Consider the following 21,444-nt stretch of genomic DNA (forward strand, 5'->3'; position numbering starts at 1 on the left):
TCTGTCTCACTGCTGCGGGTCCACCGGGCCCGCGTCGCCGTCGCCGCCGCCGTCCCCGCCCTCTGGTGGCTCGATCGGGTCCGCCGTCGGCTCGTCCGTGGGCTCCTCCGGCGTCGGCTCCTCTGTGGGCTCCGTCGGCTCGTCCGTGGGCTCCTCCGGCGGCTTCTCCGTCGTCGGCTCCTCCTGGGGCGGGGGCTCCGTCGTGGGCTCCGGCGTCGTCGGCTCCTCCGTCGGCTCCGGCGGCGGCGGGGTGAACGTCGGTTGAACGCCCGAGCCCTGCTTGGTCTCCAGGTCGAACTTGCTGACGTCGCCCATCGCGTTGAAGGTGTACGCGGCCCAGATCTGAGCGGGGTAACTACCGCCGGCGACCCGGCCCTTGCCCGGCAGAAGGCCGGTGGCGCCCTGCAGCGTGACCTGCGCGTGCGGGGGCTTGTCGTCCTCGCCGAACATGCCGACCGAGGTGACCAGGTTCGGTGTGTAGCCGGTGAACCAGGCCGACCTGTTCTTGTCGGACGTACCGGTCTTGCCCGCGACCTGCTGGCCGTCGCGGGCCGGGTTGTCGCGCACCGAGGTCCGGGCCGTACCGTCGTCGACCACGCCGGTGAGTACCGAGCTGACCGTGTCGGCGGCCTCGCGGCTGATGACCGAGTCGCCGATCGCGTCCGGGATCTTGACCGTGTGGTCCTTGTGTTCGACCGACTTGATCATGGACGGGGTGACCTTCTCGCCGTGGTTGGCGAGGGTCGCGTACACCCCGGCCATCTCCATCGGGCTGGCACCCATCGAACCGAGGGTCTGCGCGGGCACGGCCTGCAGGTCCGCGGTGTCCATGCCGAGATCGCCCGCGGTCTTCATGACCTGTTCCATGCCGACGTCGACGCCCATCTGCGCGAAGACGGAGTTGATGGACTTGTTCATCGCCGTCTGCACGGTGACGTCGCCGTAGTCGACGTCGTCCTCGTTCGGCGGTGAGAATCCGACCTTCTTGCCGTTGTCCGTGACGGGGCGTTTGCTGGTGCCGTCGTAGATGGTGTCCGCCGTGATCGGCGTGCCGTCCTGCGTCTCCGCTTCCTTGTCCACGGCTGCGGCGAGGATCACCGGCTTGAAGGTGGAGGCGGGCTGGTAGTCGGTGCGGGTCGCGTTGTTCGTGTAGTGCTTGAAGTAGTCGACGCCGCCGTACATCGCGACGACCCTGCCGGTCTTCGGGTCGACGGAGACGGCTCCGGCCTGGACGTCGGCGTCGACCTTGCGCTTCTTGGCGTCCAGCTTGCTGGTGAGCTGCGTCTTGACGGCCTTCTCGAGCTGCGCCTGCTTCTTCTTGTCGATGTTCAGCGTGATGGTCCAGCCGCCCGCAGTGACCATCTTCTCGGCCTCGTCCGCGTCGGCGGCCTTGCCCTGGGCGACGAGCTGCTTCTGCAGCGCACTGTTGGCCGCGTCCCACAGATAGCCGTTCTGCCCCTCCAGGCCCGGCGCGCCCTTCGGGTCCTTGGGCTCGGGGAACTTCATGCCGTCGCGCTCGGCGGGGTCGAGCCAGTTCTCCTCGACCATGTTGTTCAGTACGTACTCCCAGCGCTGCTTGACGAGTTCCCTGCCGGTGTCCGTCGCGACCGCCCAGTCGTACTGGCTCGGGGCCTGCAACACCGCGGCGAGATAGGCGCCCTGTTCCACCGTCAGTTTGCTTGCGTCGACGCGGTAGTACGCCTGGGCCGCGGCCTGGATGCCGTACGCGGCGCGGCCGTAGTAGCTGGTGTTCATGTAGCCCGCGAGGATGTCGTCCTTGGACGTCGTGCGGTCCACCTTCAGCGAGATGACCAGTTCCTCGAGCTTGCGGGTGATGGTCTGGTCCTGCTCGAGGTAGTAGTTCTTGACGTACTGCTGGGTGATCGTCGAACCACCCTGCTTGCCCTTGCCTGAGAGGGTGTTGAAGAGACCGCGGGCGGTGCCCTTGAAGTCGACGCCGGCGTCGTTGTAGAAGGACTTGTTCTCGGCGGCGACGAAGGCCTTCTGGACGGGCTTGGGGACCTCGGCGAGCTCCACGATCTCTCGGTTGACCTTGCCCGTACGGGCCATGATCTTGCCGTCGCTGTACTGGTAGACGTTGCTCTGCTGCTGGGCCGCCGCCACTGCCTCGCTGCCCTTGGGGACGTCGATCATCAGGTACATCACGACGAAGGCAGCCATACCCAGCAGGCAGAGGCCGAAGAACGAGCCCAGGACCTTCTTCCAGGTGAAGAACCGGCGTATGCCGCTCCGCTCGGCGGAGCTCTTCGGGGCAGCTCGGCGGCGGCCACCGCCCTGCCGCGCCCGTCTCTCTTCCGCTCTTCCCATGGGTCCGATCCGCTCCGCTTCGCCTTCAGTGTCCGTTCAACTCACGCGTCACACAGGTTCGCCATTCAAGTCAGCTCAGCAAACTAACACCACGCGTTGCGACATAGGACGGCCGATCCCGTCTTTTCCGGACGTGACAATCAGCACCCGTCCCTAGGAACCGACGGCCGAGAGGGGCAGAAGGTTGCCCTGCACCCGTATGTGTGAACCGTCTGACGCCCGACAGTACGGGCTCTCCCGGCCCACGATGATGCTCACGGACGAAGGTCAAGGCGTACGGCAACGCGAAGGTCCCGGTCTACGTGATCGTCGACCGCAAGCACGACCGCCTGCATGTACTGACCGACCTCGTGGAGGACGGGTACGACTCGCACCGGGTCCACGCCCGAGGAGCGCACGTCGCGCTCCCCGAGTCGATCGGCGCCGAGGTCACCCTGGACGTGACCGCCGTCCTCACGGCAGCTCAGGCGGCACCGGACCCGCGCATCCGCCGCTGACGATCACCTCGGCGCCGCCGCCCGATCGCCCGCAGAGGACGCCCGCCCGCCGCCGAGGAACCCGAGGAGTAGGCACCCCCACCCCGCCCCCGACCCGCGTAGCAGAACCGTGACAATCGGCCTCGACCTGCGCTCCCGTACGCCCTGCCGCCGCCTCTACACACCGCGTATACACGGCGTGTATACGCGGCGTGTAGAGTGCTCCGCATGTCCATCGGTCACACCCTTCTGGGGCTCCTGGAGTCGGGACCGCGTCACGGTTACGACCTGAAGCGGGCCTTCGACGAGAAGTTCGGTCACGACCGGCCGCTGCACTACGGCCAGGTCTATTCGACGATGTCGCGGCTGTTGAAGAACGGCCTCGTGGAGGTCGACGGCGTAGAGGCGGGCGGCGGCCCCGAGCGGAAGCGGTACGCGATCACCGAGGCGGGCGTCACCGACGTCCAGCGGTGGCTCGCGACGCCGGAGAAGCCGGAGCCGTACCTCCAGTCGACCCTCTACACCAAGGTCGTCCTCGCGCTGCTCACGCACCGGAACGCGGCCGAGATCCTAGACGCGCAGCGCTCCGAGCATCTGCGCATGATGCGGATCCTCACCGACCGCAAGCGCAAGGGCGATCTCGCCGACCAGCTGATCTGCGACCACGCCCTCTTCCACCTCGAGGCCGACCTGCGGTGGCTGGAACTCACCGCCGCCCGCCTCGAAAAGCTCGCCGAGGCGGTGATCCGATGACCCCCGAGGGTTCCCTGCTCGCCGCCGTCGACCTGCGGAAGACGTACGGTCCGACCACCGCGCTCGACGGCGCGGAGTTCTCCATCCACCCCGGCGAGATCGTCGCGGTGATGGGCCCGTCCGGCTCCGGCAAGTCGACCCTGCTGCACTGTCTCGCCGGCATCGTGACGCCCGACTCGGGCTCGATCACGTACGACGGCCGTGAGATGGCGACGATGAACGACACCCAGCGCAGCGCGCTCCGGCGCTCGGAGTTCGGCTTCGTCTTCCAGTTCGGCCAGCTCGTCCCGGAGTTGACCTGCGTGGAGAACGTTGCCCTGCCGCTGCGCCTGAACGGCAGCAACCGCAAGTCGGCCGAGCGCACCGCCCTGCAGTGGATGGAGCGCCTGGAGGTCGACGACCTCAAGGGCAAGCGGCCCGGCGAGGTCTCCGGCGGCCAGGGCCAGCGCGTCGCCGTCGCCCGCTCGCTGGTCACCAGCCCGCGCGTCCTGTTCGCCGACGAGCCCACCGGCGCGCTCGACTCCCTCAACGGCGAGCGCGTGATGGACCTGCTCACGGACGCCGCCCGGTCCGCCAACGCCGCCATCGTCCTCGTCACGCACGAGGCGCGGGTCGCCGCGTACTCGGACCGCGAGATCGTCGTACGGGACGGGAAGTCGCGGGACATGGAGCGCGTCGTATGAACCTGCGGGGGTGGGCCCGTGACCTGGGCCTGGGACTCAGGTTCGCATTCGCCGGCGGACGTGAGGGGTGGGTCCGGGCCCTGCTGACCGCAACCGGCGTCGGGCTCGGTGTGGCGCTGCTGCTGCTGACCACCGCGATCCCGAACGCGCTGGCGGTGCGGCAGGACCGGGAGGAGGCCCGCAGCGACCTGCACTACGGCGACACCAACACCCACGTGCCCGAATCGGACCGCTCGCTCCTGATCGCACACACGGATACGGGCTTCCGGGACAAGGACGTCCGGGGACGTGAGCTGAAGCCGGAAGGATCGCGGGCTCCGCTGCCGCCCGGCGTCGAGAAGTTCCCGGCGGTGGGCGAGATGGTGGTCTCCCCCGCGCTGAAGGAGCTTCTGGAGTCCGACTCCGGAAAGCTGCTGCGGGAGCGGCTGCCGCAGCGGATCGCCGGCACGATCGGCGAGAGCGGGCTGATCGGCTCGGCCGAACTCGCCTTCTACCGGGGCTCGGACGAACTCACCGACCCGGGCAGCGGTAACCGGGTGGCTCGCATCGACCGGTTCGGGCCACATGAGGCCGACGAGCCGGCGGAGAGGACGGACCCCGTCCTTCTGCTGCTGATCCTCGTGGTCTTCGTGGTGCTGCTGATGCCGGTCGCCGTGTTCGTCGCCGCGGCCGTACGGTTCGGCGGCGAGCGGCGCGACCGGCGGCTCGCGGCCCTCAGGCTGGTGGGCTCCGACAGCCGGATGACCCGGCGGATCGCCGCCGGCGAGGCGCTCGCGGGCGCGGTGCTCGGCCTGGTCCTCGGAGCCGGATTCTTCCTGATCGGACGTCAGATCGCGGGCTCGGCCGAGCTCCTCCACGTCAGCGTCTTCCCGAGCTACCTGAACCCGACGCCCACCCTCGCCCTGCTGGTCGCGATCGCGGTCCCGACGGCCGCGGTGGGAGTGACACTGCTCGCACTGCGCGGGGTCGTCATCGAGCCGCTCGGCGTGGTGCGCACCGCCAAGCCGCCGCGGCGCCGGCTGTGGTGGCGGCTGCTGCTGCCGCTGGCCGGACTCGGGCTGCTGTACCCGATGATCGGGCAGGGCCGGGACAACGGCGAGTTCAACCAGTACATGGTGACCGCCGGGGTCATCCTGCTGCTGGTCGGCATCACCGCGCTGCTGCCCTGGATCGTGGAAGCGGTCGTCGGGCGCCTCGGCTCCGGCGGCGTTGCTTGGCAACTGGCCGTACGCCGCCTCCAGTTGAGCAGCGGCACGGCGGCCCGGATGGTCAACGGCATCGCGGTGGCGGTGGCCGGGGCGATCGCCCTGCAGATGCTGTTCGCCGGCGTCGAGGGCGACTACACGGAGAACACGGGTCAGGACCTCTCGCGCGCCCAGATGACGGTTCGCCTGCGAAGCGAGGTCCCACCGGCAGAGGCCGACCAGCAGCTGAAGCAGACCAAGGGCGTACGGCACACGCTCACCCTGTCCGACGGTGCGGTGTCCGACCGGCGGAAGGACCCCGTGAACGCCGCGAACCTGACCGTCGGCGACTGCGCGGCCCTGCGCGAGGTGGCCAAGCTGCCCTCGTGCCGCGACGGCGACCTCTTCACCGTCCAGAACGCCGAGTACGACACGACCACGCCGAAGCTGGGCAAGCCCGGCCGGAAGCTCTACATCGACCCGTCCTACACCGATTCACGGGGCAAGGAGGTCGTCTGGACGATGCCCCAGGGCATCAAGCAGGCCACGATGGGCAAGGACCCGACGGGCTGGGCGCGCGAGGGCATCCTGGCCACACCGGGCGCCCTGCCCGCGAAGGCCACGCCGGCCCTCACCGTCGGGGTCTACGTCGGACTCGACTCGTCGGTGCCGGACGCCGGCGAGTACGTACGGAACACAGCGACACGACTCGACCCGCTCGCGGACTCCACGACCATGACCGCGACCGAGCAGTCCCCGCGCTTCGCGTCCATCCGTACGGGACTGTTCGTCGGCGCGGCCTGCGTCCTGCTCCTCATCGGCGCGAGCCTGCTCGTCTCCCAGCTGGAGCAGCTGCGCGAGCGCAAGAGGCTCCTCTCCGCGCTGGTCGCCTTCGGCACCCGGCGCAGGACGCTGAGCCTGTCGGTGCTGTGGCAGACGGCGATCCCGATCGCACTCGGCCTGGCCCTCGCCTCGGCGGTGGGCCTGACCCTCGGTGCGGTCCTGCTGAAGATGTCGAGCGTCCCGGTACGTGTCGACTGGTCGAGCCTGCTGGCGATGACGGGCATCGGCGCGGGAGTCGTCCTCGTGGTGACCGTCCTCAGCCTGCCGCCCCTGCTGCGGCTGATGCGGCCGGAGGGGTTGCGCACGGAGTGAATATAGGGGGCTCCGCCCCCTATGACCCCCGCTCCTCAAACGCCGGAGGGGCTGAAAATCAGCCCCTCCGGCCCACAGGGAAAATGTGCCGCATGGCTCTCGACGCGCTGAAGTCCGCGATCCCCGACTACGCCAAGGATCTGCGGCGGAACCTCGAATCCGTGATCGACGACAGCGAGCTGCCCCAGCAGCGGCTGTGGGGCACGGTGCTGGCCTGCGCGATCGCCTCGCGCTCGCCCCGTGTGCTGCGTGAGCTGGCCGAGGACGCCACAGCGAAGCTCTCTCCCGAGGCGTACACGGCCGCCAAGTCCGCCGCCGCGACCATGGCGATGACCAACGTCTTCCACCGCACACGGCATCTGCTCTCCGACCCGGAGTACAAGAACCTGCGGGCCGGTCTCCGTACGAACGTCCTCGGCCACCCAGGTGTCGACAGGACGGACCACGAGTTCTGGTGCCTCGCCGTGTCCGCCGTCAACGGCTGCGGCGACTGCCTCGACTCCCACGAGCGGGCGCTCCGCAGGGCGGGAGTCGACCGCGGGACGATCCAGGAGGCGTTCAAGATCGCGGCAGTGATCCAGGCGGTGGCGGTCACGCTGGACGCGGAGGCGGTACTAAGCGCTCCGCTGGGTGCGTAGTAATGAAACCGCGGGCCGGTGGGGGCTGGTCGCGCAGTTCCCCGCGCCCCTTTCGGGCCTGCGGCCCTCAAATGGGGTGCGGTACCGCACCGGACTCAACCAAGGTCGCTTAGCGGAGTAGCTTCGGAAGCTACTCCGCTCGCGGCGTCTCCGAAGGCGGCGCCTCCACCGGAGCTGGAGCCGCAGCCGGAGCCGGCGGCCGACCCGCCCCCGGTGCCGCGTCCGTCGACGTGGCACCGTGCGGCGCCGGAGAGTGCCGTAGAGAAGCATCGCGGGAGTGCGCGCGCAGATAGCCGACCACCGTGTTCGTCACGGCGACCAGCGGCACCGCCACCACCGCGCCGCCGATCCCCGCGACCAGGCCGCCCGCCGCGACGGCCAGCACCACCGCGAGGGGATGGACGCGGACCGCGCGGCCCAGGATGAAGGGCTGGAGGATGTGGCCCTCGATCTGCTGGACCGCCAGGACGACGGCCAGGGTCATGACCCCGGTGAAGACGCCCTGCGTCACCAGCGCGACCACCACCGCAAGGGCACCCGACACGACCGCGCCCACGAGCGGGATGAAGGAGAACAGGAAGATGAACACGGCGAGCGGAACGGCCATCGGGACATCGAGGAAGAAGATGCCGAGGCCGATGAACACGGCGTCGATCAGGGCCACCAGCACCGTGCCGCGGACGTAGGCGGTGAGCGTCCGCCATGCGCGCGGGCCCGCGCCCGCGACGCCGGGACGGGCGGCGGCCGGGACGAGCTTGAGCGACCACTGCCAGATGCGCTTGCCGTCGTAGAGGAGGAACAGCGTCGAGAACATCGTCAGGAGGATGCCGGTCAGCGCCTCCACGATGACCGTGACGCCCTCCAGGCCCGCCGAGGTGATCTCGTCGGTGTTCGCGCTGATCGCCTCACGCAGGTTCTTGGCGATGTCGTTGATCTGGTCCTCGGTGACATGGAACGGGCTGTTGAGCAGCCAGCGGCGCAGCTCGTCGATGCCGTCCTGGATCTCGTCGGAGAGGTTGTCGATGTTCTCCATGACCTGCCAGGTCACGAACCATCCGATGAGCCCGATGATGACGAAGCCGAGGACCGCGGTGAGCGCGGTGGCGAGCCCGCGCGGAACCCCGTACCGCTGCAGACGGGCCACCGTGGGCTGGAGCAGCGCGGTGATGAGCAGCGCGGCCACGAAGGCGAGGACGACGAGCTGTACGGCGCTGATGATCCGCATCAGCACCCAGAGGGTGCCCGCGAGAACGAGCAGCCGCCAGCCGGCCTCGGCGGCGACCCGCATCCCCCACGGCACGGCCGCGGCGGGATCGGGGCGGGGAGGAGCGACGGCAGGGGCGTACGGAGGCGGGGGCGGCACGTGATCGGGAGCGGCCGGCCCGGAGTCCTCCTGGACGTCCTTCTCGGCCTCGGCGCGACGCCGCTCCTCCAACCGCTCTCCCATGCGGGTGAACCCGGCACCGACCCGGCCGAGCCACCCTGGCACTCGCGACATGATCCGCCCTCTTCCCCCTAAGCCACCCACCACTCCCCCCTGGAGTTGTCGCGTCCGACCGTACATGCGGAAAGCCCCTCACCGAAGGACGGTGAGGGGCTCCGCGAGGTTGAGCGGCGAGCGGGTCAGTACCAGTTGTTGGCCTGCCAGAATTCCCAGGCCCCGCACGGGCTGCCGTACCGGCCTTCCATGTAGTTGAGACCCCACTTGATCTGGGTGGCCGGATTGGTCGCCCAGTCGGCGCCGGCCGAGGACATCTTGGAACCCGGCAGCGCCTGCATGAGGCCATAGGCGTCGGAGGTGGGGTTGTCGGCCCGGTAGTTCCAGTCGGACTCATGGTCGACGATGGCGCTGAAGCACTGGAACTGACCCGCGGGGACAATCTGCCGCGCCATCGCTTGGATGTCCGCGACGGAGTACGAGGCCTGGGGCGCGAAGCTGGACGGGTCACGCGTCGCGGAACGGCTGGCAGCTTCCTGCCTGGCCTTCTCGCGCTCCTTCGCCTCCTGCTCGGCCTTCTCGGCGGCCTTCTGCTTGGCCACCGCGTTCTCGGCGGCCTTCTTGCGCGCGGCTGCCTCGGCGTCCTTCTTGGCGGTGGTGTCCGCCGCGATGGCCTGAGAGTCCGCCTGCTGTGTCAGGGACGCGGTCTGCACCTGGGCCTGCTGGCCCGCGGGGAGGTCCGCGAGGAGCGTCGAGTCGCCGACGAGCGCCTCGGCGTCCTCGGACGGGGTCTGCACGGTACTACCCGAGGCAACACCGACGACACAGCCGACAGTGGTGACCGCGGTGGCCGAGGCCACTGCGAATCCCCGGACCGAGATCCGGCTCACACGGTTTCCTTCCAGCATCGCCCGCCGTGGTGACCCTGGCAGACGCAATCGTGCCCCTGACACTGGCCTCCCAACTGCGGGGTCACGGGAGGCACGGGCCCGGTGGACAACTCCCTTGCGGGGAGCGCCGCGAGGTACTCGGGCGGCATACGACGACTGTATGGAGTTCTGGGGGTCCTGCTGTGGTGCCGTACCGCTGGGGGTACCGGTGTGTCGTATGCGGGGCCTGACAGGAGTGAGACTCTGCCGTAACCCGATGGTGGGAGGCAATTCTGTGCCGCGTGTGAAAGCTCACACCTTGTTTGGCCCAGGAGATTTCGGAAAGCGGCACACGCCGAGGCGCCGCCCAGCTAGGCTCACTGCCTTTGCTGGACGGCGCCAACTAGCGCGCAACCGCTATGAAGTTGAGCACTTCGGTCAGACCTGCCCGTCCTCCAGCATTTCCGTCACCAGTGCCGCAATCTGGGACCTCTCGGACCGGGTGAGCGTCACGTGCGCGAAGAGCGGATGACCCTTCAGCTTCTCGATGACGGCCACGACTCCGTCGTACCGGCCGACCCTGAGATTGTCCCGCTGGGCCACGTCATGGGTCAGAACGACCCGTGAATTCGCGCCGATTCGGGACAGAACGGTCAACAGGACGTTCCGTTCCAGGGATTGGGCCTCGTCCACGATCACGAACGCGTCGTGGAGAGAACGGCCGCGGATGTGCGTGAGCGGAAGGACCTCCAGCATGCCGCGCGCGGTGACCTCTTCGATGACCTCACGCGAGGTGACCGCCGACAGTGTGTCGAAGACCGCCTGCGCCCAGGGGCTCATCTTCTCGGACTCGGAGCCCGGCAGATAACCCAGCTCCTGCCCGCCCACCGCGTACAACGGCCGGAAGACCATCACCTTCTGGTGCTGACGGCGTTCGAGCACGGCCTCCAGTCCCGCGCACAGCGCCAGCGCCGACTTGCCGGTGCCGGCCCGGCCGCCCATCGACACGATCCCGACGTCCTGGTCGAGCAGCAGATCCAGCGCTATACGCTGCTCCGCGCTGCGCCCCTTGATGCCGAAGGCCTCCCGGTCGCCGCGTACGAGACGGACGTTGCCCTCGGGCGTCACGCGCCCCAGGGCCTTGCCGCGCTCGGACTGGATCGTCAGACCCGTGTGCACCGGGTACCCGGACGCCTCGGGGACGTACAGGCTCTCCTGGTCGAAGAGGAGGTCCACCTGCTCGCCGGCGAGCGTCAGTTCGGACATTCCGGTCCAGCCGGAGGAGCCCGTGATGGCGAGCTCCGCGCGGTACTCCTCGGCGAGGAGCCCCACGGACGAGGCTTTGATCCTCAGCGGCAGGTCCTTCGACACCACCGTGACATCGAACCCCTCGGCCTGCAGATTGCGGGCGACCGCGAGGATGCGGGAGTCGTTGTCCCCCAGGCGGTAGCCGCTGGGCAGCACGCTGGGGTCCGAGTGATTGAGCTCGACACGTACGGTCCCGCCCATCTCCCCTGTGGGGATGGGGGCATCGAGACGGCCGTACTTCACCCGGTAGTCGTCGAGCAGGCGCAGGGCCTGCCGGGCGAAGTAACCGAGTTCGGGATGGTGCCGCTTGGCCTCCAATTCCGTGACCACCACGATCGGAAGCACGACTTCATGCTCGTCGAAGCGGTTCAGGGCGTGCGGGTCGGCCAGCAGGACGCTGGTGTCGAGAACATAGGTGCGCCGGTCTGGCATACGGCGCTTTGTGCTGGTCACCACGGAAGGACGTACCCCCTCGGATGAGGTCGGGGAGCGACGGAGGAAATCTGGACCGGTCTCGGGCACCGATGCACGGGCCGAGAACCGGCCCTCCGCTTCGTCCGTACTGACCGCACGGTCGGGCTGGTGCAAAGGGCCTCCCGGGCGGACGGCCCCGTGCCGTCCGCTGAGATACGACACCCGTGGTTCGGGTGTCGACCTGGAGGGCTTATGCCCTGGATGAGGCGCGGCCATGCCACGGCATGTGACGGCGAGCGCGTTAACTCCAGATGACATACGTCACTGAGTACGCCGCTGATGAGCGAGAACTCACCCGGCGAGTGAGCCGAAGGGGCGCGTCGGTGTCGAGGGCACGACCGCGCGGAGTGCCCGACGAAGGAGGGTCGAGCACGGTCGTGCCCTCGACACCGGCTGCAGCGCCCCGGAGGCGAACCGAGCCCAAAAAAAGGGAGCCTAGCCTCCGTAGCGGCGGTGTCGCGCCGCGTAGTCACGCAGGGCGCGCAGGAAGTCGACCTTGCGGAAGGCCGGCCAGAAGACCTCGCAGAAGTAGTACTCGGAGTGCGCGGTCTGCCAGAGCATGAATCCGGACAGCCGCTGTTCGCCACTGGTACGGATCACCAGGTCGGGGTCGGGCTGGTCGCTGGTGTAGAGGTGCTTGCCGATCATGTCGACGTCGACGCTCTCGGCGAGCTGCTCCATGGAGGTGCCCTTGTCCGCGTGGTCAAGAAGCATCGAGCGGACGGCGTCGGCGATCTCCTGACGGCCGCCGTAGCCGATGGCGACGTTCACCACTATCCCCTCGACATGGGCCGTGGACTGCTCGGCCTCCTTGAGGGCGGTCTGCACATGCGAGGGCAGGAGGTCCGGCGTACCGACGTGGTGGACGCGCCAGCGGCCGTCGGCGGCGAGGGTGCGGACGACGTTCTCGATGATCCCGAACAGCGGGACCAGCTCTTCCTGCGGCCGGTCGAAGTTGTCCGTGGACAGCAGCCAGAGGGTGACACGCTCGACATCGGTCTCGGAACACCAGCCGAGGAACTCCTCGATCTTGTCCGCGCCCGCACGGTGCCCCTGGGCCGTGGTGCTCCCGGCCGCCTTCGCCCAGCGCCGGTTGCCGTCCATGATGACCCCGATGTGCTTGGGCACCTGGTCGTGGTCGAGGTGGACCTCCACCCTGCGTGCGTAGACCCTGAGCAGCAAGCGGCGCAGGTTGTCGCGCAGGTTCACGTTATTAGTCAGCCCCTCCGTGCAGATGGCGATCCCCCGAGGGCGACACCCTACCGCTGTGGGGGGCCGGGGGCTCCTTGGGTGCAAGGGCTGTGCGGGGGCGGGGGTGGTTTTTCGCCGCCGCCCCTACCCGTCCCATCCCGGGGTCAGGCCCCGGGGCCCCGCTGAGGGCTGCGCCCCAGAGCCCAGCCAGGGGCTCCGCCCCTGGACCCACTCGGGGCTCCGCCCCGGACCCCGTTTCGAGGGCCAGCCCCCGGACCCCCGCTCCTCAAACGCCGGAGGGGCTGATTTTCCGTGGCCGAACTTTGTCAGCGCAGGCCCGCATCAACCAGCCCGTCCGGCGCTTGAGGACGAGGCCGTTCAGGCCGATGCGGGGTCTGGGGGCTGCGCCCCCAGCGGGGTCCAGGGGCAGAGCCCCTGGCGGGGTCCGGGGCCAGCCCCGGGATGATGGGGGTCCCCCCGCTCGAGCGAAGCCGAGAGTGGGGGAGGGTAAGGGCGGCGGGGGCGAAAACACCCGCCCCCCAGGAGCGCACAAAAAACGGGCCGGTCCGTGGGGGGGATACGGACCGGCCCGAGGGGGGGTTTCCACCATAACCCTTCGTAAGTGCTGCTGCGTGCATCGGCGTGAAATAACTACTCTCCGAAACTGTCCGGCAACGCCGGGGTGGATGCGGAGACGTTGATTCCGGTGCTGATCATGGCCGAATCACAACGGAATCCAAGGAGAACAACGAGGATGAGGAGGAATTCAGCGGTTTCTGACTGCTTGTGGGACCTTCGGTGGCATGTTCCCGGCGTACTCCACAAGAGTGAACCAACCGCCCACGCCCGCTTGACGCCGTCGCTAACTTCGCAGCCATGGCCACCCTCACCACCCCGGAGACACCGGAGCCCATCCCGCTGGAGCTCGCCGAGTCGGCCCGGGCCAGGCGCCGCGGGCTGCTCGGGCGAGACGGGATCGAGGGCGCGCTGCTCCTGACTCCGGCGAGCGCGGTGCACACGGTGAGGATGCGGTTCGCGATCGACGTGGCCTACCTGGACCGGACGTTACGGGTCCTGGCGGTGCGGACGATGCGTCCGGGCCGGGTCGGGCTGCCCAGGTTCCGGGCCCGGCATGTACTGGAGGCGGAGGCCGGCGCGATGGAGCGGTGGGGCCTGCGGCCCGGAGTGCGGGTCACCGTACGGGACTTCTGATGGCTACCGATGACGGCTACCGATCCGGCCGCGTCGATACCATGGCGTCATGGGCCACGGAGTCGATGAGAAGAGCACCCGCGAACGTCTGGACGCCGTCGGCGCCGTGGACGTCGCCGCCACGCTCCAGGCCCTGGCCACGCCCTCGCGGCTGCGCATACTGGCCCGCCTGCAGGAGGGGCCGTGCGCGGTCGGTGAGCTCGCGGAGGCGGCGGGGCTCGAGCAGTCGGCCTGTTCGCATCAGCTCCGGCTGCTGCGGAACCTCGGGCTCGTCACGGGTGAGCGGCGCGGGCGGTCGATCGTGTACGCGCTGTACGACAACCATGTCGCGGAGCTGCTGGAGCAGGCGCTGCATCACGTGGAGCACCTACGGCTGGGCTTGCGGGACGAGGCCTGAGCCCCCGGTTCACGGTTTGCGGGCCTCGATGAGGTGGCGGGCGCTGTGGGCCACGAACGGGCCCTCCGCCTCGATCCGTTCGTGCAGCTCACGCAGTCGGTCCCGGTACTGGTCGACGGTGAAGCCGGGGACCATCCACACCACCTTGCGCAGGAAGTGCACGACCGCGCCGATGTCGTAGAACTCCATCCGCAGCCGTTCCGCCCGCAGGTCGACGATCTCGAGCCCGGCTGCCTCGGCCCCGGCGCGTTCGTGGTCGGGGTGGCGGGCGTTGCGGGCAGCCTCCGACTGGGGGCCGAGGAAGTACTCGACGACCTCGTACGCGCTGCTGGGACCCACGTGCTGGGCGAAGTACGTGCCGCCGGGCCTGAGGACGCGGGCGATCTCGGTCCAGTGCGCCTGCACCGGGTGCCGACTCACGACCAGGTCGAACGCCTCGTCCGCGAACGGCAGCGGGGCGTCCTCCGGTGACGCGACGACAACCGCGCCGCGCGGGCGGAGGAGGGCGGTGGCCTTGGCGACGTTCGGTGGCCAGCCCTCGGTGGCGACGGTGAGGGGCGGGAGCCGGTCCGCAGTGTTGAGGACTTCACCCCCGCCGGTCTGGATGTCGAGCGCGGCTTCGGCCTTCGCCAGCCGCTCCCCCATGGCCCGCGCGTAGCCCCACGACGGGCGCGCCTCGGTGGCCCGCCCCTCGAACCAGGAGAAGTCCCAGCCCTCGGTGGGGGCGGCTTCGGCTTCGGCGACGAGGTCTTCGAAGGTGGTGGGTGACTGGCTCATGGAGCCGATCGTGGCAGCCGGTCGTGCGGGACCGCGACTGGATTTCTCCGGGCTACGGCTGCCCTGGGCGGCCTTGTGAAGTCCGGTGCGGTACCGCGCCCGCTAGAGGGGCCGCAGGCCCCGATAGGGGCGCGGGGAACTGCGCGACCAGCCCCCACCGGCCCGCAGGTTAAACACTCTTCTTCCAGCGAAGCGCTTTGGTTCCTACGGAACGAGTGGCCGTACCTCCTCCGCCGCGAAGCGGACGAAGCCTTCGGGGTCCGGTTCGTCGGCTGTGGGCTGGAGGATCACGGTGTCGGCTCCGGCGTCGGCCAGGCGTTGTACGGCCTTGGCGACCGTGTCGGCGTCGCCGGCGGCTCCGAGGCCGGGGATCTTGTCCTCGCCCTCGGCGATTTGTTCAGCCTTGAGACGGGCGGCGGCGTCCGGTCCGGTGGCGGTGAGGAGGTAGACGACGATGCGATGGGGGTCGGTGCGGGTGGCCGACTTCCGCCCCTCGTCGATGAGTTGGCGAGCCTTCCGTACACCGTCGGGCGGGGTGGAGGCGGTGAGCAGCGTACCGTCGGCCGCCTCACCGGAAAGGCGCAGCGAACGGGGGCCGGTGACTCCGGCCAGGACCGCGGGCGCGGCGGGCGGGGGCCAGTCGAGGGCGACATCGTCCAGCTTCACGTACCGCCCGTCGGTGGTGACGCGCTCGCCGCGCAACAGGGCCCGTAGCGCGTCGAGGTACTCGCGCAGCAACGTGACCGGCGATTCGGCCCGCGCCCCGACCTGTCCCATCCAGTCCTGCACCCCGTGCCCGACGGTCAGCGTGAAGCGGCCGGGGAACAGGCGGTCGAGGGTGGCGGTCTCCATGGCGGTGAGGGCGACGTTCCGCAGGGGCACGGGCAGCAGCCCGATCCCGACCCGCAGCCGCTCGGTCCAGGCGAGCGCGGCGGACGCGGTGGAGACCCCGCCCTCCAGGAAGCAGTCCTCCCACAGCCACAGCTCTTCGAGCCCCGCCGCATCGGCGGTACGAACCACCTCTCGCAGCTTTTCGGGCGGCAGTTGGGGACGGAACACGGCACCGAGAGCAGTCATGTGCCCTTCCTAACCCGAGGTCCCGGCACGAACAACTGCTTTTACGTCGTGCCCACGTGGCGCAATCGTCCCGTTGCCGCCCCCACCCCCGCTTGTTAGCGTCACGCACGCCCGCATGATCAACTCTCGTGCCCTGCAAGGGAGATGGAGATGAGAACGATGGGAACAGGACGACCGGCACAACAGCGCCCGTGGGAAGCCGACTTCGGGGCCGGGTTCGCCCGGCGGCTGGGGCAGTCCCCGCAGGAACTCGGACTGACCAGCGCCACCGAAAGCTGCCCGGACATATGGGAGTTGAGCAACGGAGACATCGCGATGATAGGCCGCGAGGCGACCAGCGCGTTCGGAGATCGCTTGCCCGACGGAGTATCCGTAGCCCCCGACGAGCGCATCATCATCGTGCCGCGCACCACCCTCCTCTCAGCGAAGCGGGACATCCCCGATGCCTGACGTACCACCGACGCCTGAAGTACCACCCGAATCCGAGTCCGAGTCCGAGCCCGCACGCTTCCCGGGCATCCACGCACTGGCGGGTCGCGGTACGCCCCTGTCCCGCGACGCCTACCTCGCGCACTTCCGCGAGGAGTACCCGCACAGCCCGCTCATCGACAAACTGGAGGTCCGCCAGGACTTCCGCGAGCCGGGTTACGCCCCCTGGGAGGCAGCCCAACGCGGCGACTGGGCCGAAGCCTTGAGTCTGGCCGAGTCGGAACGCCCCGCGCTGGCACGCCAGTACGAGCAGGCCCATGCCCGCGGCGCCCGACTGCGCCGGGTGCGGTTCGTCGAACTCCCGCCCTCGGACTACCTGTTGTGGGAGATGAGCATCCTGCGGCTACGGGCCGAACTGGGTGAGGAGATCCGCGTACACGTGATGGAGCAAGGTCGGGGAGTCGCGCGTACCGACAGGCCTACGTCGAACAGCCTGAGATCGATATCGACCGGAGCGGCAGCAAGCCGGCCGACCCCGCCCCCGACGGCAGGTTCGTCGGCGGACAGGCCGAGGACGGCCTGCCCGGCCTCCAACACCCCCCAGCGCATATGCCGGAACTCGTCGTCCTCGGGACGACCGCTCTGTACGAGTTGCGGTACACGCCTGAGGGAGACCTCGACGGCGCGGTACGCCACACCGGTCGCGAACTGATCGGAGCCTGCCGCCGGGACATCGAGCAGCTCCTCGCCGACGGTGAGGAGCTGCTCTCCTTCCACGACCGGGTGACCGCACCGCTGCTGGCCGCCCGAGCCGGCAGGGAGGCGCGCCATGAGCAGTGACTCCGGCGCCCCCGACCGCCCCGCGAACGGACGCCGTCGCGCGCTGAGCACCCCCGTCGTCCGTATCGCCCTCTCGGTCCTGGCGATAGCCGCCTCCGCCACCCTCGTCCTCCTCTCCCCCTTTGCCCTACGCGCCTACGGCCCCGACGGCTCCGACAGCGACTGGCAGCGCGTCGGCAATGTGGCCCAGGCGTACGGGGCGGTCTCGGCGTTGATCGCCGGACTCGCGCTCGCGGGTGTGGGCGCGTCGCTCGTCTTCCAGGCCCGCGAAAGCAAGGCCAACCGCGAACAGGGCATGCGCACCGCCCACACCGAACTGATGCGGATGGCGATGACGGACCCGTCCCTGATGGCGTGCTGGGGCAGGCTGGACGGGAACGCCTCCGAGGAGGCCCGGCGCCAGCATCTCTACCTGAACCTGGTGGTCTCCCACTGGGAGATGATGTTCGAGCTTGGTGCGCTGAGCGAGGGGCACTTGCGGCAGGGCGCCGACAGCATCTTCTCTACGGTTCCGGCTCGTAGGTTCTGGACGGCGTCCCGCATGGCGCGGCGGGACGCGGCGAGCACGCGGCGGGCTCGCCGCTTTCATCAGCTGGTGGATGAGCGGTATGTGGCGGCGACCACACCGCTTCCCGACACACGAGACGAGTGATCCGGGCCGATCGGCGACCCCGAGTGCCGCCACTATCGGGCCTGCGGGTCACTCGCCGTCGGAGCCCTCCGGCTGCGGAGCAACGTACGTCCCTCGCTGCGGAACGGTGAAGACCAACCCCTCCTCGACAAGCACCGCGATCGCGCGCCGGACAGTCGTACGCGCGAGCCCGTACTGCTGCACGAGCTGGGTCTCACTGGAGATAGCCCTGTTGGGCTGCCAGTCCCCCCGCTTGATACGGGCACGCAGGATGCCCGCCAGCTGCTGGTAGGGCGTAACCGGTCCCTCGTGATCGATTTCAGCGTCCGGCTGGAAGTTCATGATCAGGAAGCTACTCGTACAGATAAGGTCTCTGTCATTGAGATACGTCTCTATACGTAGCGATACAAGTCGAGCTAAGTTGTGCCTCAGTACATGGAAGACCCCGGCGACGGATTGCGGCCGTCCCGGGGCTTGGCCGAACGCTTCGAAGGAGCGCCGACATGCTGGACCTTACTCTCCGATTCCTGGCCTGGATGCTGAGCATCTGCACCCCCCACCCCCGAGGCCGTCATCGCCTCGGCGCGCTCCCGCCGCTGCGGTTCATTCCGGTCCCGCCGCCCCGGTTCGCCGGACTCCTCGACGGCAGTACGTCCCGCCTCGTACGCCCCTACGTCCTGGACCTCGCCGAACACCGCCTCCAGCGCGAACGCCGCCGCGCCCTGTACTTGGCAACCCTGGGCATCGACGTCGGCCCGCACCACATCCACGGCGTCCGCGTACCGGTGACGACCCGATGACCCGCCCCGCCGTGCGGATGTGCGCCCGCTGCCACCGCACCACGGACGACCCGGTCCTGGTCCATGAAGTGCACGCCGCGACAGGCCCAGGCTTCAACGTCTACGCGTGCCAGGACTGCGCCGACCACTACCCGCCCCTCACGGACGTGTACGAACTCCTCGACACCACTCCCCGCCGCTCCCGCCTCACCTTGCGCGTCTACAAGGTCAACGCGGAGGGCGCCGTGACCGAACACGGCAGCGAGGTCGAGGTCCTGGCCGGTGGTCGCACCGACCCGGTACCGCGTACGTCGGCATACCCGCCGTGTGGATGCCCGCGCTGCCGGACGCAGTAGCCGTCGGGCGGCCTCACACCATGCCCGGGCGTCGGCCAGGCGCCCGAAAGCCGACGCCCGGGCATGGTGACCGCTCCACGCCGTCCACCGCCCCAATCCGGTGATGCCGAGCCGAACCGGCCCAGCCCCAACAACTTCCATGGTGGGTTGGGGACATGGACGTCACTGAACAGGGCGGCAAGGGCGAGGGTCCGGCCCGGAAGGTCAGGGTCCGCGTGTCCTTGCCCGCGGGCCTCGTCGCCGCGGTGAAGGCGCGGAGCGAAGCGCCCTTTACTCGGGCCGCGGAAGCACGACACCGGCCAAGAAGCGGGCGGCCCCCACGGCAACGTCACCAACTCGCTCTCGCTGGAACCAGCTCTCGCCCGAACCTCACCCCGGCCCCTTCGGGAACGTCACCTCCACGCGGCGGCCCTCAGGCTGCGTCGATGCGATGCGCTGTGAAGGTCACTTGGGTGTCGTCGTTGTCGAGGGCGATGTTCAGGGTGGCGTCCAGGGCTGTGGCGAGCTTGGCGAGTAGCGGCAGCGTCGGGACGGTGTCGGAGCCTTCGATGCGGGAGATCTTGGCCTGCGTCAGGCCCGCGCGGGCCGCAAGTTCGGACTGGGTGAGCCCGAGTTCGGTGCGGCGGTCGTACACGGCCTGGGCCAGGGCCATGGACAGCCGGATCTCGCGACGGGCCTCTGCCACGTCTTCCGGCTCGGTGAAGCCCTCGGCGAGCTTGCGCTCGCGCAGGGTCTTCCAGCGACTGTGGCTCATTGCTCCACCTCTCCTTCCTCGGTGATACGGATGAACTCCTCGTGGGCCGGACCATGTTCGGCCTCGCAGATCTTCTGCGCGAATTTGGCGCGCCCGACCTCGGCGTCCTCCCGCATTCTCGTCTTGCGGAAGACGGTCAGCAGGACGGCGGTACGGTCCGGTGTGAGCCAGTACGTGATGCGTATGGCAGCACCGTCGAGGGTTGGGCGCAGCTCTCGGACTCCGTCGCCAAGGTAGCGGGCGTATGGCTCGCCGAGCGCGGCGGCGTGTTCCGCGAGCAGCCCGACATACTCGTCGATCTTGAGGAAGTGCTTGGCCGGCAGTGACTCCAGCCAGTCCCGCACTTCGGGCTCAACCTCGATAGTGAAGAGTGCATCCACCTCACCAGGCCATATGTCGCCACCAACATACTCGAGGCGGGTGGCTGCCGATCAGCCGATGTCGCGGATCCCCTTCAGCTCGACTCAGTCGCCCTTCGGGAACGTCACCTCGACTCGGCGGTTTTTGCGGCGGCCCTGTTCTGAGGTGTTGTCGGCGATGGGGTAGTCCTCGCTGTAGCCGCGTACCTCGAAGGTGACGTCGGGGCCTAGGCCGGCGGCTGCCAGTTCGTCGTGGACCACCTCGGCGCGGTTCTTGGAGAGGGTCACGCCGTGGGCGTACGAGCCGAGGTTGTCGGTGAAGCCGAAGACGCGGACCTTCGTGGCGTTCTGGGCCTTGATCTCCTCCGCGATCGCCTGGATACGTGACCGGGCGTCGGGGTTCAGTTTCGAGCTGTCCTTGGGGAACAGCACCTCCGCCTGCAGCGCGAACGTCACGTCCTCGTTCGTGTCCTCGCGGCGTTCCTCGCCCCCTAGGTCCTCGACCACCGACTTGATGTCCAGCACCCGCGCGGGCGCGAGCGTCGCGCCGTCGGCGAGCCTCAGGCCGGGGCTGTTGGCGTCCACCTCCGGTGGTTGGGAGGTGGTGACGCTGCCCGGGGGTTCGCTGGGGTCGCCTTCGTCGGCGTACACGGGGGTGAGGGGGGTCATGAAGACGAGGGCGGTGAGGGCTGTGGCGGCGATCGCCGTGGTTCGGAGGGGTGAGGGGAGGGGCATGGTTACTCGCCCTCGGAGAGTTCGACGGAGGCGGGGGGCATGGCACCGACCTGGAAGTCGACCTTGGCTGTGCCTTCCGGCGGGGCGGGGAACTGAGCGAACCACTCCGTGGTGTCGCCCGACCCCACGCCGCCGGTGAACCTGGTGCACAGGCAGCGCCCCTCAGTGTCGCGAAGGACGAGGTACTTCTTCTTGCCCGCCTGGTCGACCAGACTCGCGCCGGCGATGGACCCGCCGTTCTTGACCAGTTCGCTCTCGTCGCCCCGCCAGTCCGCGGCCACCCATGGCTTGCCACTGCCGTTCGTCACCGTTCCTTCGACGGTGACGAAGCCGCCCTCATCACGGGTGGCCGAGGTGACAGCCAAGGTCAGGCCGCCTCCCTTAACCTCGGCCAATGTCTGTGAAGCGGGAGGCGCTTGGGACTCCTGCTTGTCGTCGCTTCCTTCGCTCTTCGCAGGCGACGAGGACGACGCGTTCTTGTCCGGCTCGTCACCGCCGTCTCCCCCGCCGCAACCGGCCACCGTGAGGACCAGCCCAGTCGTGATCGCCACCGCGGTCAGTACCGTGCGGCCCTTCATGGTGTGCCGAAGATTCATCGGTC

24 protein-coding genes and 1 pseudogene are annotated in these 21,444 nt (G+C 69.1%); 13 read left to right on the top strand and 12 right to left on the bottom strand.

Features of this window, described 5'->3' with window-relative positions:
* Positions 1–6: 6 nt before the first annotated feature.
* Complete coding sequence (locus IEZ21_RS39305) at positions 7–2,328, bottom strand: transglycosylase domain-containing protein (protein ID WP_189326614.1); 2,322 nt, start codon at positions 2,326–2,328, stop codon at positions 7–9.
* 257 nt (positions 2,329–2,585) lie between these two features.
* On the opposite strand from IEZ21_RS39305, the pseudogene IEZ21_RS39310 reads away from it, so the two are divergent.
* The 5 genes and pseudogenes from IEZ21_RS39310 to ahpD form a co-directional block, all read left to right on the top strand.
* Positions 2,586–2,825, top strand: a pseudogene (locus IEZ21_RS39310) (Uma2 family endonuclease); the annotation flags it as partial.
* 207 nt (positions 2,826–3,032) lie between these two features.
* On the top strand, positions 3,033–3,557 hold the full coding sequence (locus IEZ21_RS39315; RefSeq protein ID WP_033323585.1) for a PadR family transcriptional regulator: 525 nt from the start codon (positions 3,033–3,035) through the stop codon (positions 3,555–3,557).
* Positions 3,554–4,240, top strand: a complete 687-nt coding sequence (locus tag IEZ21_RS39320) for an ABC transporter ATP-binding protein (RefSeq protein WP_189326616.1) — start codon at positions 3,554–3,556, stop codon at positions 4,238–4,240. The genes IEZ21_RS39315 and IEZ21_RS39320 overlap by 4 nt, the downstream gene beginning before the upstream one ends.
* Positions 4,237–6,579 carry an ABC transporter permease gene (locus IEZ21_RS39325; RefSeq protein WP_189326617.1) on the top strand — a complete coding sequence of 781 codons (2,343 nt, stop codon included), beginning with the start codon at positions 4,237–4,239 and terminating at the stop codon, positions 6,577–6,579. The genes IEZ21_RS39320 and IEZ21_RS39325 overlap by 4 nt, the downstream gene beginning before the upstream one ends.
* Positions 6,580–6,671: 92 nt before the next feature.
* Positions 6,672–7,217, top strand: a complete 546-nt coding sequence (ahpD, locus tag IEZ21_RS39330) for an alkylhydroperoxidase, AhpD family (protein ID WP_189326618.1) — start codon at positions 6,672–6,674, stop codon at positions 7,215–7,217.
* Between the two features lie 130 nt (positions 7,218–7,347).
* Here ahpD and IEZ21_RS39335 read toward each other — a convergent pair whose 3' ends face one another.
* From IEZ21_RS39335 to IEZ21_RS39350, 4 genes are all read right to left on the bottom strand, one after another.
* On the bottom strand, positions 7,348–8,715 hold the full coding sequence (locus IEZ21_RS39335) for an AI-2E family transporter (protein WP_189326619.1): 1,368 nt from the start codon (positions 8,713–8,715) through the stop codon (positions 7,348–7,350).
* A gap of 125 nt (positions 8,716–8,840) precedes the next feature.
* A complete protein-coding gene (locus IEZ21_RS39340; protein ID WP_506004893.1) occupies positions 8,841–9,545 on the bottom strand; it encodes a lysozyme family protein in 705 nt (234 codons plus the stop codon).
* Positions 9,546–9,962: 417 nt separating this feature from the next.
* Positions 9,963–11,288, bottom strand: coding sequence for an RNA 5'-3' helicase PhoH2 (gene phoH2, locus IEZ21_RS39345; protein WP_033323758.1), 1,326 nt, complete (start codon positions 11,286–11,288; stop codon positions 9,963–9,965).
* A gap of 453 nt (positions 11,289–11,741) precedes the next feature.
* Positions 11,742–12,515 (bottom strand): isoprenyl transferase, encoded by a 774-nt coding sequence (locus IEZ21_RS39350; protein ID WP_033323596.1) that lies wholly within the window; start codon positions 12,513–12,515, stop codon positions 11,742–11,744.
* A gap of 858 nt (positions 12,516–13,373) precedes the next feature.
* On the opposite strand from IEZ21_RS39350, the gene IEZ21_RS39355 reads away from it, so the two are divergent.
* Complete coding sequence (locus tag IEZ21_RS39355; RefSeq protein ID WP_189326621.1) at positions 13,374–13,709, top strand: DUF192 domain-containing protein; 336 nt, start codon at positions 13,374–13,376, stop codon at positions 13,707–13,709.
* Positions 13,710–13,758: 49 nt separating this feature from the next.
* Positions 13,759–14,106, top strand: a complete 348-nt coding sequence (locus IEZ21_RS39360; protein WP_033323600.1) for an ArsR/SmtB family transcription factor — start codon at positions 13,759–13,761, stop codon at positions 14,104–14,106.
* A 9-nt stretch (positions 14,107–14,115) separates the two neighbouring features.
* Here the strand turns inward: IEZ21_RS39360 and IEZ21_RS39365 are convergent, their stop codons facing one another.
* Positions 14,116–14,883 (bottom strand): class I SAM-dependent methyltransferase, encoded by a 768-nt coding sequence (locus IEZ21_RS39365; RefSeq protein ID WP_189326622.1) that lies wholly within the window; start codon positions 14,881–14,883, stop codon positions 14,116–14,118.
* A 204-nt stretch (positions 14,884–15,087) separates the two neighbouring features.
* Positions 15,088–15,960, bottom strand: coding sequence for an LLM class flavin-dependent oxidoreductase (locus IEZ21_RS39370; RefSeq protein ID WP_189326623.1), 873 nt, complete (start codon positions 15,958–15,960; stop codon positions 15,088–15,090).
* Between the two features lie 159 nt (positions 15,961–16,119).
* Between IEZ21_RS39370 and IEZ21_RS39375 the strand changes: the two genes are divergently transcribed.
* From IEZ21_RS39375 to IEZ21_RS39390, 4 genes are read left to right on the top strand one after another with little or no spacing between them, the layout of a single operon-like run.
* Positions 16,120–16,410, top strand: coding sequence for a hypothetical protein (locus IEZ21_RS39375; RefSeq protein WP_189326624.1), 291 nt, complete (start codon positions 16,120–16,122; stop codon positions 16,408–16,410).
* Positions 16,403–17,101 carry a DUF6879 family protein gene (locus IEZ21_RS39380; RefSeq protein ID WP_189326625.1) on the top strand — a complete coding sequence of 233 codons (699 nt, stop codon included), beginning with the start codon at positions 16,403–16,405 and terminating at the stop codon, positions 17,099–17,101. Before IEZ21_RS39375 ends, IEZ21_RS39380 begins: the two co-directional genes overlap by 8 nt.
* Complete coding sequence (locus IEZ21_RS39385) at positions 17,041–17,229, top strand: hypothetical protein (RefSeq protein WP_189326626.1); 189 nt, start codon at positions 17,041–17,043, stop codon at positions 17,227–17,229. Before IEZ21_RS39380 ends, IEZ21_RS39385 begins: the two co-directional genes overlap by 61 nt.
* On the top strand, positions 17,219–17,881 hold the full coding sequence (locus tag IEZ21_RS39390) for a DUF6082 family protein (protein WP_189326627.1): 663 nt from the start codon (positions 17,219–17,221) through the stop codon (positions 17,879–17,881). Before IEZ21_RS39385 ends, IEZ21_RS39390 begins: the two co-directional genes overlap by 11 nt.
* A gap of 48 nt (positions 17,882–17,929) precedes the next feature.
* On the opposite strand, the gene IEZ21_RS39395 is transcribed toward IEZ21_RS39390, so the two are convergent.
* On the bottom strand, positions 17,930–18,202 hold the full coding sequence (locus IEZ21_RS39395; protein ID WP_189326628.1) for a GntR family transcriptional regulator: 273 nt from the start codon (positions 18,200–18,202) through the stop codon (positions 17,930–17,932).
* Between the two features lie 161 nt (positions 18,203–18,363).
* Here IEZ21_RS39395 and IEZ21_RS39400 point away from each other — a divergent pair, with 161 nt between their 5' ends.
* Together IEZ21_RS39400 and IEZ21_RS39405 are read left to right on the top strand one after the other, a co-directional pair.
* The gene (locus IEZ21_RS39400; RefSeq protein WP_246568627.1) at positions 18,364–18,660 is read left to right on the top strand and encodes a hypothetical protein; all 297 of its coding nucleotides are present in this window, start codon (positions 18,364–18,366) and stop codon (positions 18,658–18,660) included.
* Positions 18,657–18,995 carry a hypothetical protein gene (locus IEZ21_RS39405; protein ID WP_189326675.1) on the top strand — a complete coding sequence of 113 codons (339 nt, stop codon included), beginning with the start codon at positions 18,657–18,659 and terminating at the stop codon, positions 18,993–18,995. The genes IEZ21_RS39400 and IEZ21_RS39405 overlap by 4 nt, the downstream gene beginning before the upstream one ends.
* A gap of 412 nt (positions 18,996–19,407) precedes the next feature.
* Here the strand turns inward: IEZ21_RS39405 and IEZ21_RS39410 are convergent, their stop codons facing one another.
* The 4 genes from IEZ21_RS39410 to IEZ21_RS39425 form a co-directional block, all read right to left on the bottom strand.
* Positions 19,408–19,749, bottom strand: coding sequence for a helix-turn-helix domain-containing protein (locus IEZ21_RS39410; protein ID WP_189326629.1), 342 nt, complete (start codon positions 19,747–19,749; stop codon positions 19,408–19,410).
* Positions 19,746–20,129: a type II toxin-antitoxin system RelE/ParE family toxin gene (locus IEZ21_RS39415; RefSeq protein ID WP_189326630.1), complete on the bottom strand. Its 384-nt coding sequence runs from the start codon at positions 20,127–20,129 to the stop codon at positions 19,746–19,748. The genes IEZ21_RS39410 and IEZ21_RS39415 overlap by 4 nt, the downstream gene beginning before the upstream one ends.
* An 84-nt stretch (positions 20,130–20,213) precedes the next feature.
* Entirely contained in the window at positions 20,214–20,843 is a 630-nt protein-coding gene (locus tag IEZ21_RS39420; protein ID WP_189326631.1) for an OmpA family protein, read from the bottom strand.
* Between the two features lie 2 nt (positions 20,844–20,845).
* Entirely contained in the window at positions 20,846–21,439 is a 594-nt protein-coding gene (locus IEZ21_RS39425; protein ID WP_189326632.1) for a hypothetical protein, read from the bottom strand.
* Between the last annotated feature and the right edge of the window lie 5 nt (positions 21,440–21,444).

It is taken from the genome of Streptomyces flaveus, from assembly GCF_014647675.1.
Lineage (GTDB): Bacteria > Actinomycetota > Actinomycetes > Streptomycetales > Streptomycetaceae > Streptomyces > Streptomyces flaveus.

What these genes read in the sequence shown, in the direction of transcription:
- IEZ21_RS39305 (WP_189326614.1), bottom strand. Translation starts at nt 2,328, where the DNA reads ATGGGAAGAGCGGAAGAGAGACGGGCGCGGCAGGGCGGTGGCCGCCGC.
- IEZ21_RS39315 (WP_033323585.1), top strand. Translation starts at nt 3,033, where the DNA reads ATGTCCATCGGTCACACCCTTCTGGGGCTCCTGGAGTCGGGACCGCGT.
- IEZ21_RS39320 (WP_189326616.1), top strand. Translation starts at nt 3,554, where the DNA reads ATGACCCCCGAGGGTTCCCTGCTCGCCGCCGTCGACCTGCGGAAGACG.
- IEZ21_RS39325 (WP_189326617.1), top strand. Translation starts at nt 4,237, where the DNA reads ATGAACCTGCGGGGGTGGGCCCGTGACCTGGGCCTGGGACTCAGGTTC.
- ahpD (WP_189326618.1), top strand. Translation starts at nt 6,672, where the DNA reads ATGGCTCTCGACGCGCTGAAGTCCGCGATCCCCGACTACGCCAAGGAT.
- IEZ21_RS39335 (WP_189326619.1), bottom strand. Translation starts at nt 8,715, where the DNA reads ATGTCGCGAGTGCCAGGGTGGCTCGGCCGGGTCGGTGCCGGGTTCACC.
- IEZ21_RS39355 (WP_189326621.1), top strand. Translation starts at nt 13,374, where the DNA reads ATGGCCACCCTCACCACCCCGGAGACACCGGAGCCCATCCCGCTGGAG.
- IEZ21_RS39360 (WP_033323600.1), top strand. Translation starts at nt 13,759, where the DNA reads ATGGGCCACGGAGTCGATGAGAAGAGCACCCGCGAACGTCTGGACGCC.
- IEZ21_RS39365 (WP_189326622.1), bottom strand. Translation starts at nt 14,883, where the DNA reads ATGAGCCAGTCACCCACCACCTTCGAAGACCTCGTCGCCGAAGCCGAA.
- IEZ21_RS39370 (WP_189326623.1), bottom strand. Translation starts at nt 15,960, where the DNA reads ATGACTGCTCTCGGTGCCGTGTTCCGTCCCCAACTGCCGCCCGAAAAG.
- IEZ21_RS39375 (WP_189326624.1), top strand. Translation starts at nt 16,120, where the DNA reads ATGGGAACAGGACGACCGGCACAACAGCGCCCGTGGGAAGCCGACTTC.
- IEZ21_RS39380 (WP_189326625.1), top strand. Translation starts at nt 16,403, where the DNA reads ATGCCTGACGTACCACCGACGCCTGAAGTACCACCCGAATCCGAGTCC.
- IEZ21_RS39390 (WP_189326627.1), top strand. Translation starts at nt 17,219, where the DNA reads ATGAGCAGTGACTCCGGCGCCCCCGACCGCCCCGCGAACGGACGCCGT.
- IEZ21_RS39395 (WP_189326628.1), bottom strand. Translation starts at nt 18,202, where the DNA reads ATGAACTTCCAGCCGGACGCTGAAATCGATCACGAGGGACCGGTTACG.
- IEZ21_RS39400 (WP_246568627.1), top strand. Translation starts at nt 18,364, where the DNA reads ATGCTGGACCTTACTCTCCGATTCCTGGCCTGGATGCTGAGCATCTGC.
- IEZ21_RS39405 (WP_189326675.1), top strand. Translation starts at nt 18,657, where the DNA reads ATGACCCGCCCCGCCGTGCGGATGTGCGCCCGCTGCCACCGCACCACG.
- IEZ21_RS39410 (WP_189326629.1), bottom strand. Translation starts at nt 19,749, where the DNA reads ATGAGCCACAGTCGCTGGAAGACCCTGCGCGAGCGCAAGCTCGCCGAG.
- IEZ21_RS39420 (WP_189326631.1), bottom strand. Translation starts at nt 20,843, where the DNA reads ATGCCCCTCCCCTCACCCCTCCGAACCACGGCGATCGCCGCCACAGCC.
- IEZ21_RS39425 (WP_189326632.1), bottom strand. Translation starts at nt 21,439, where the DNA reads ATGAATCTTCGGCACACCATGAAGGGCCGCACGGTACTGACCGCGGTG.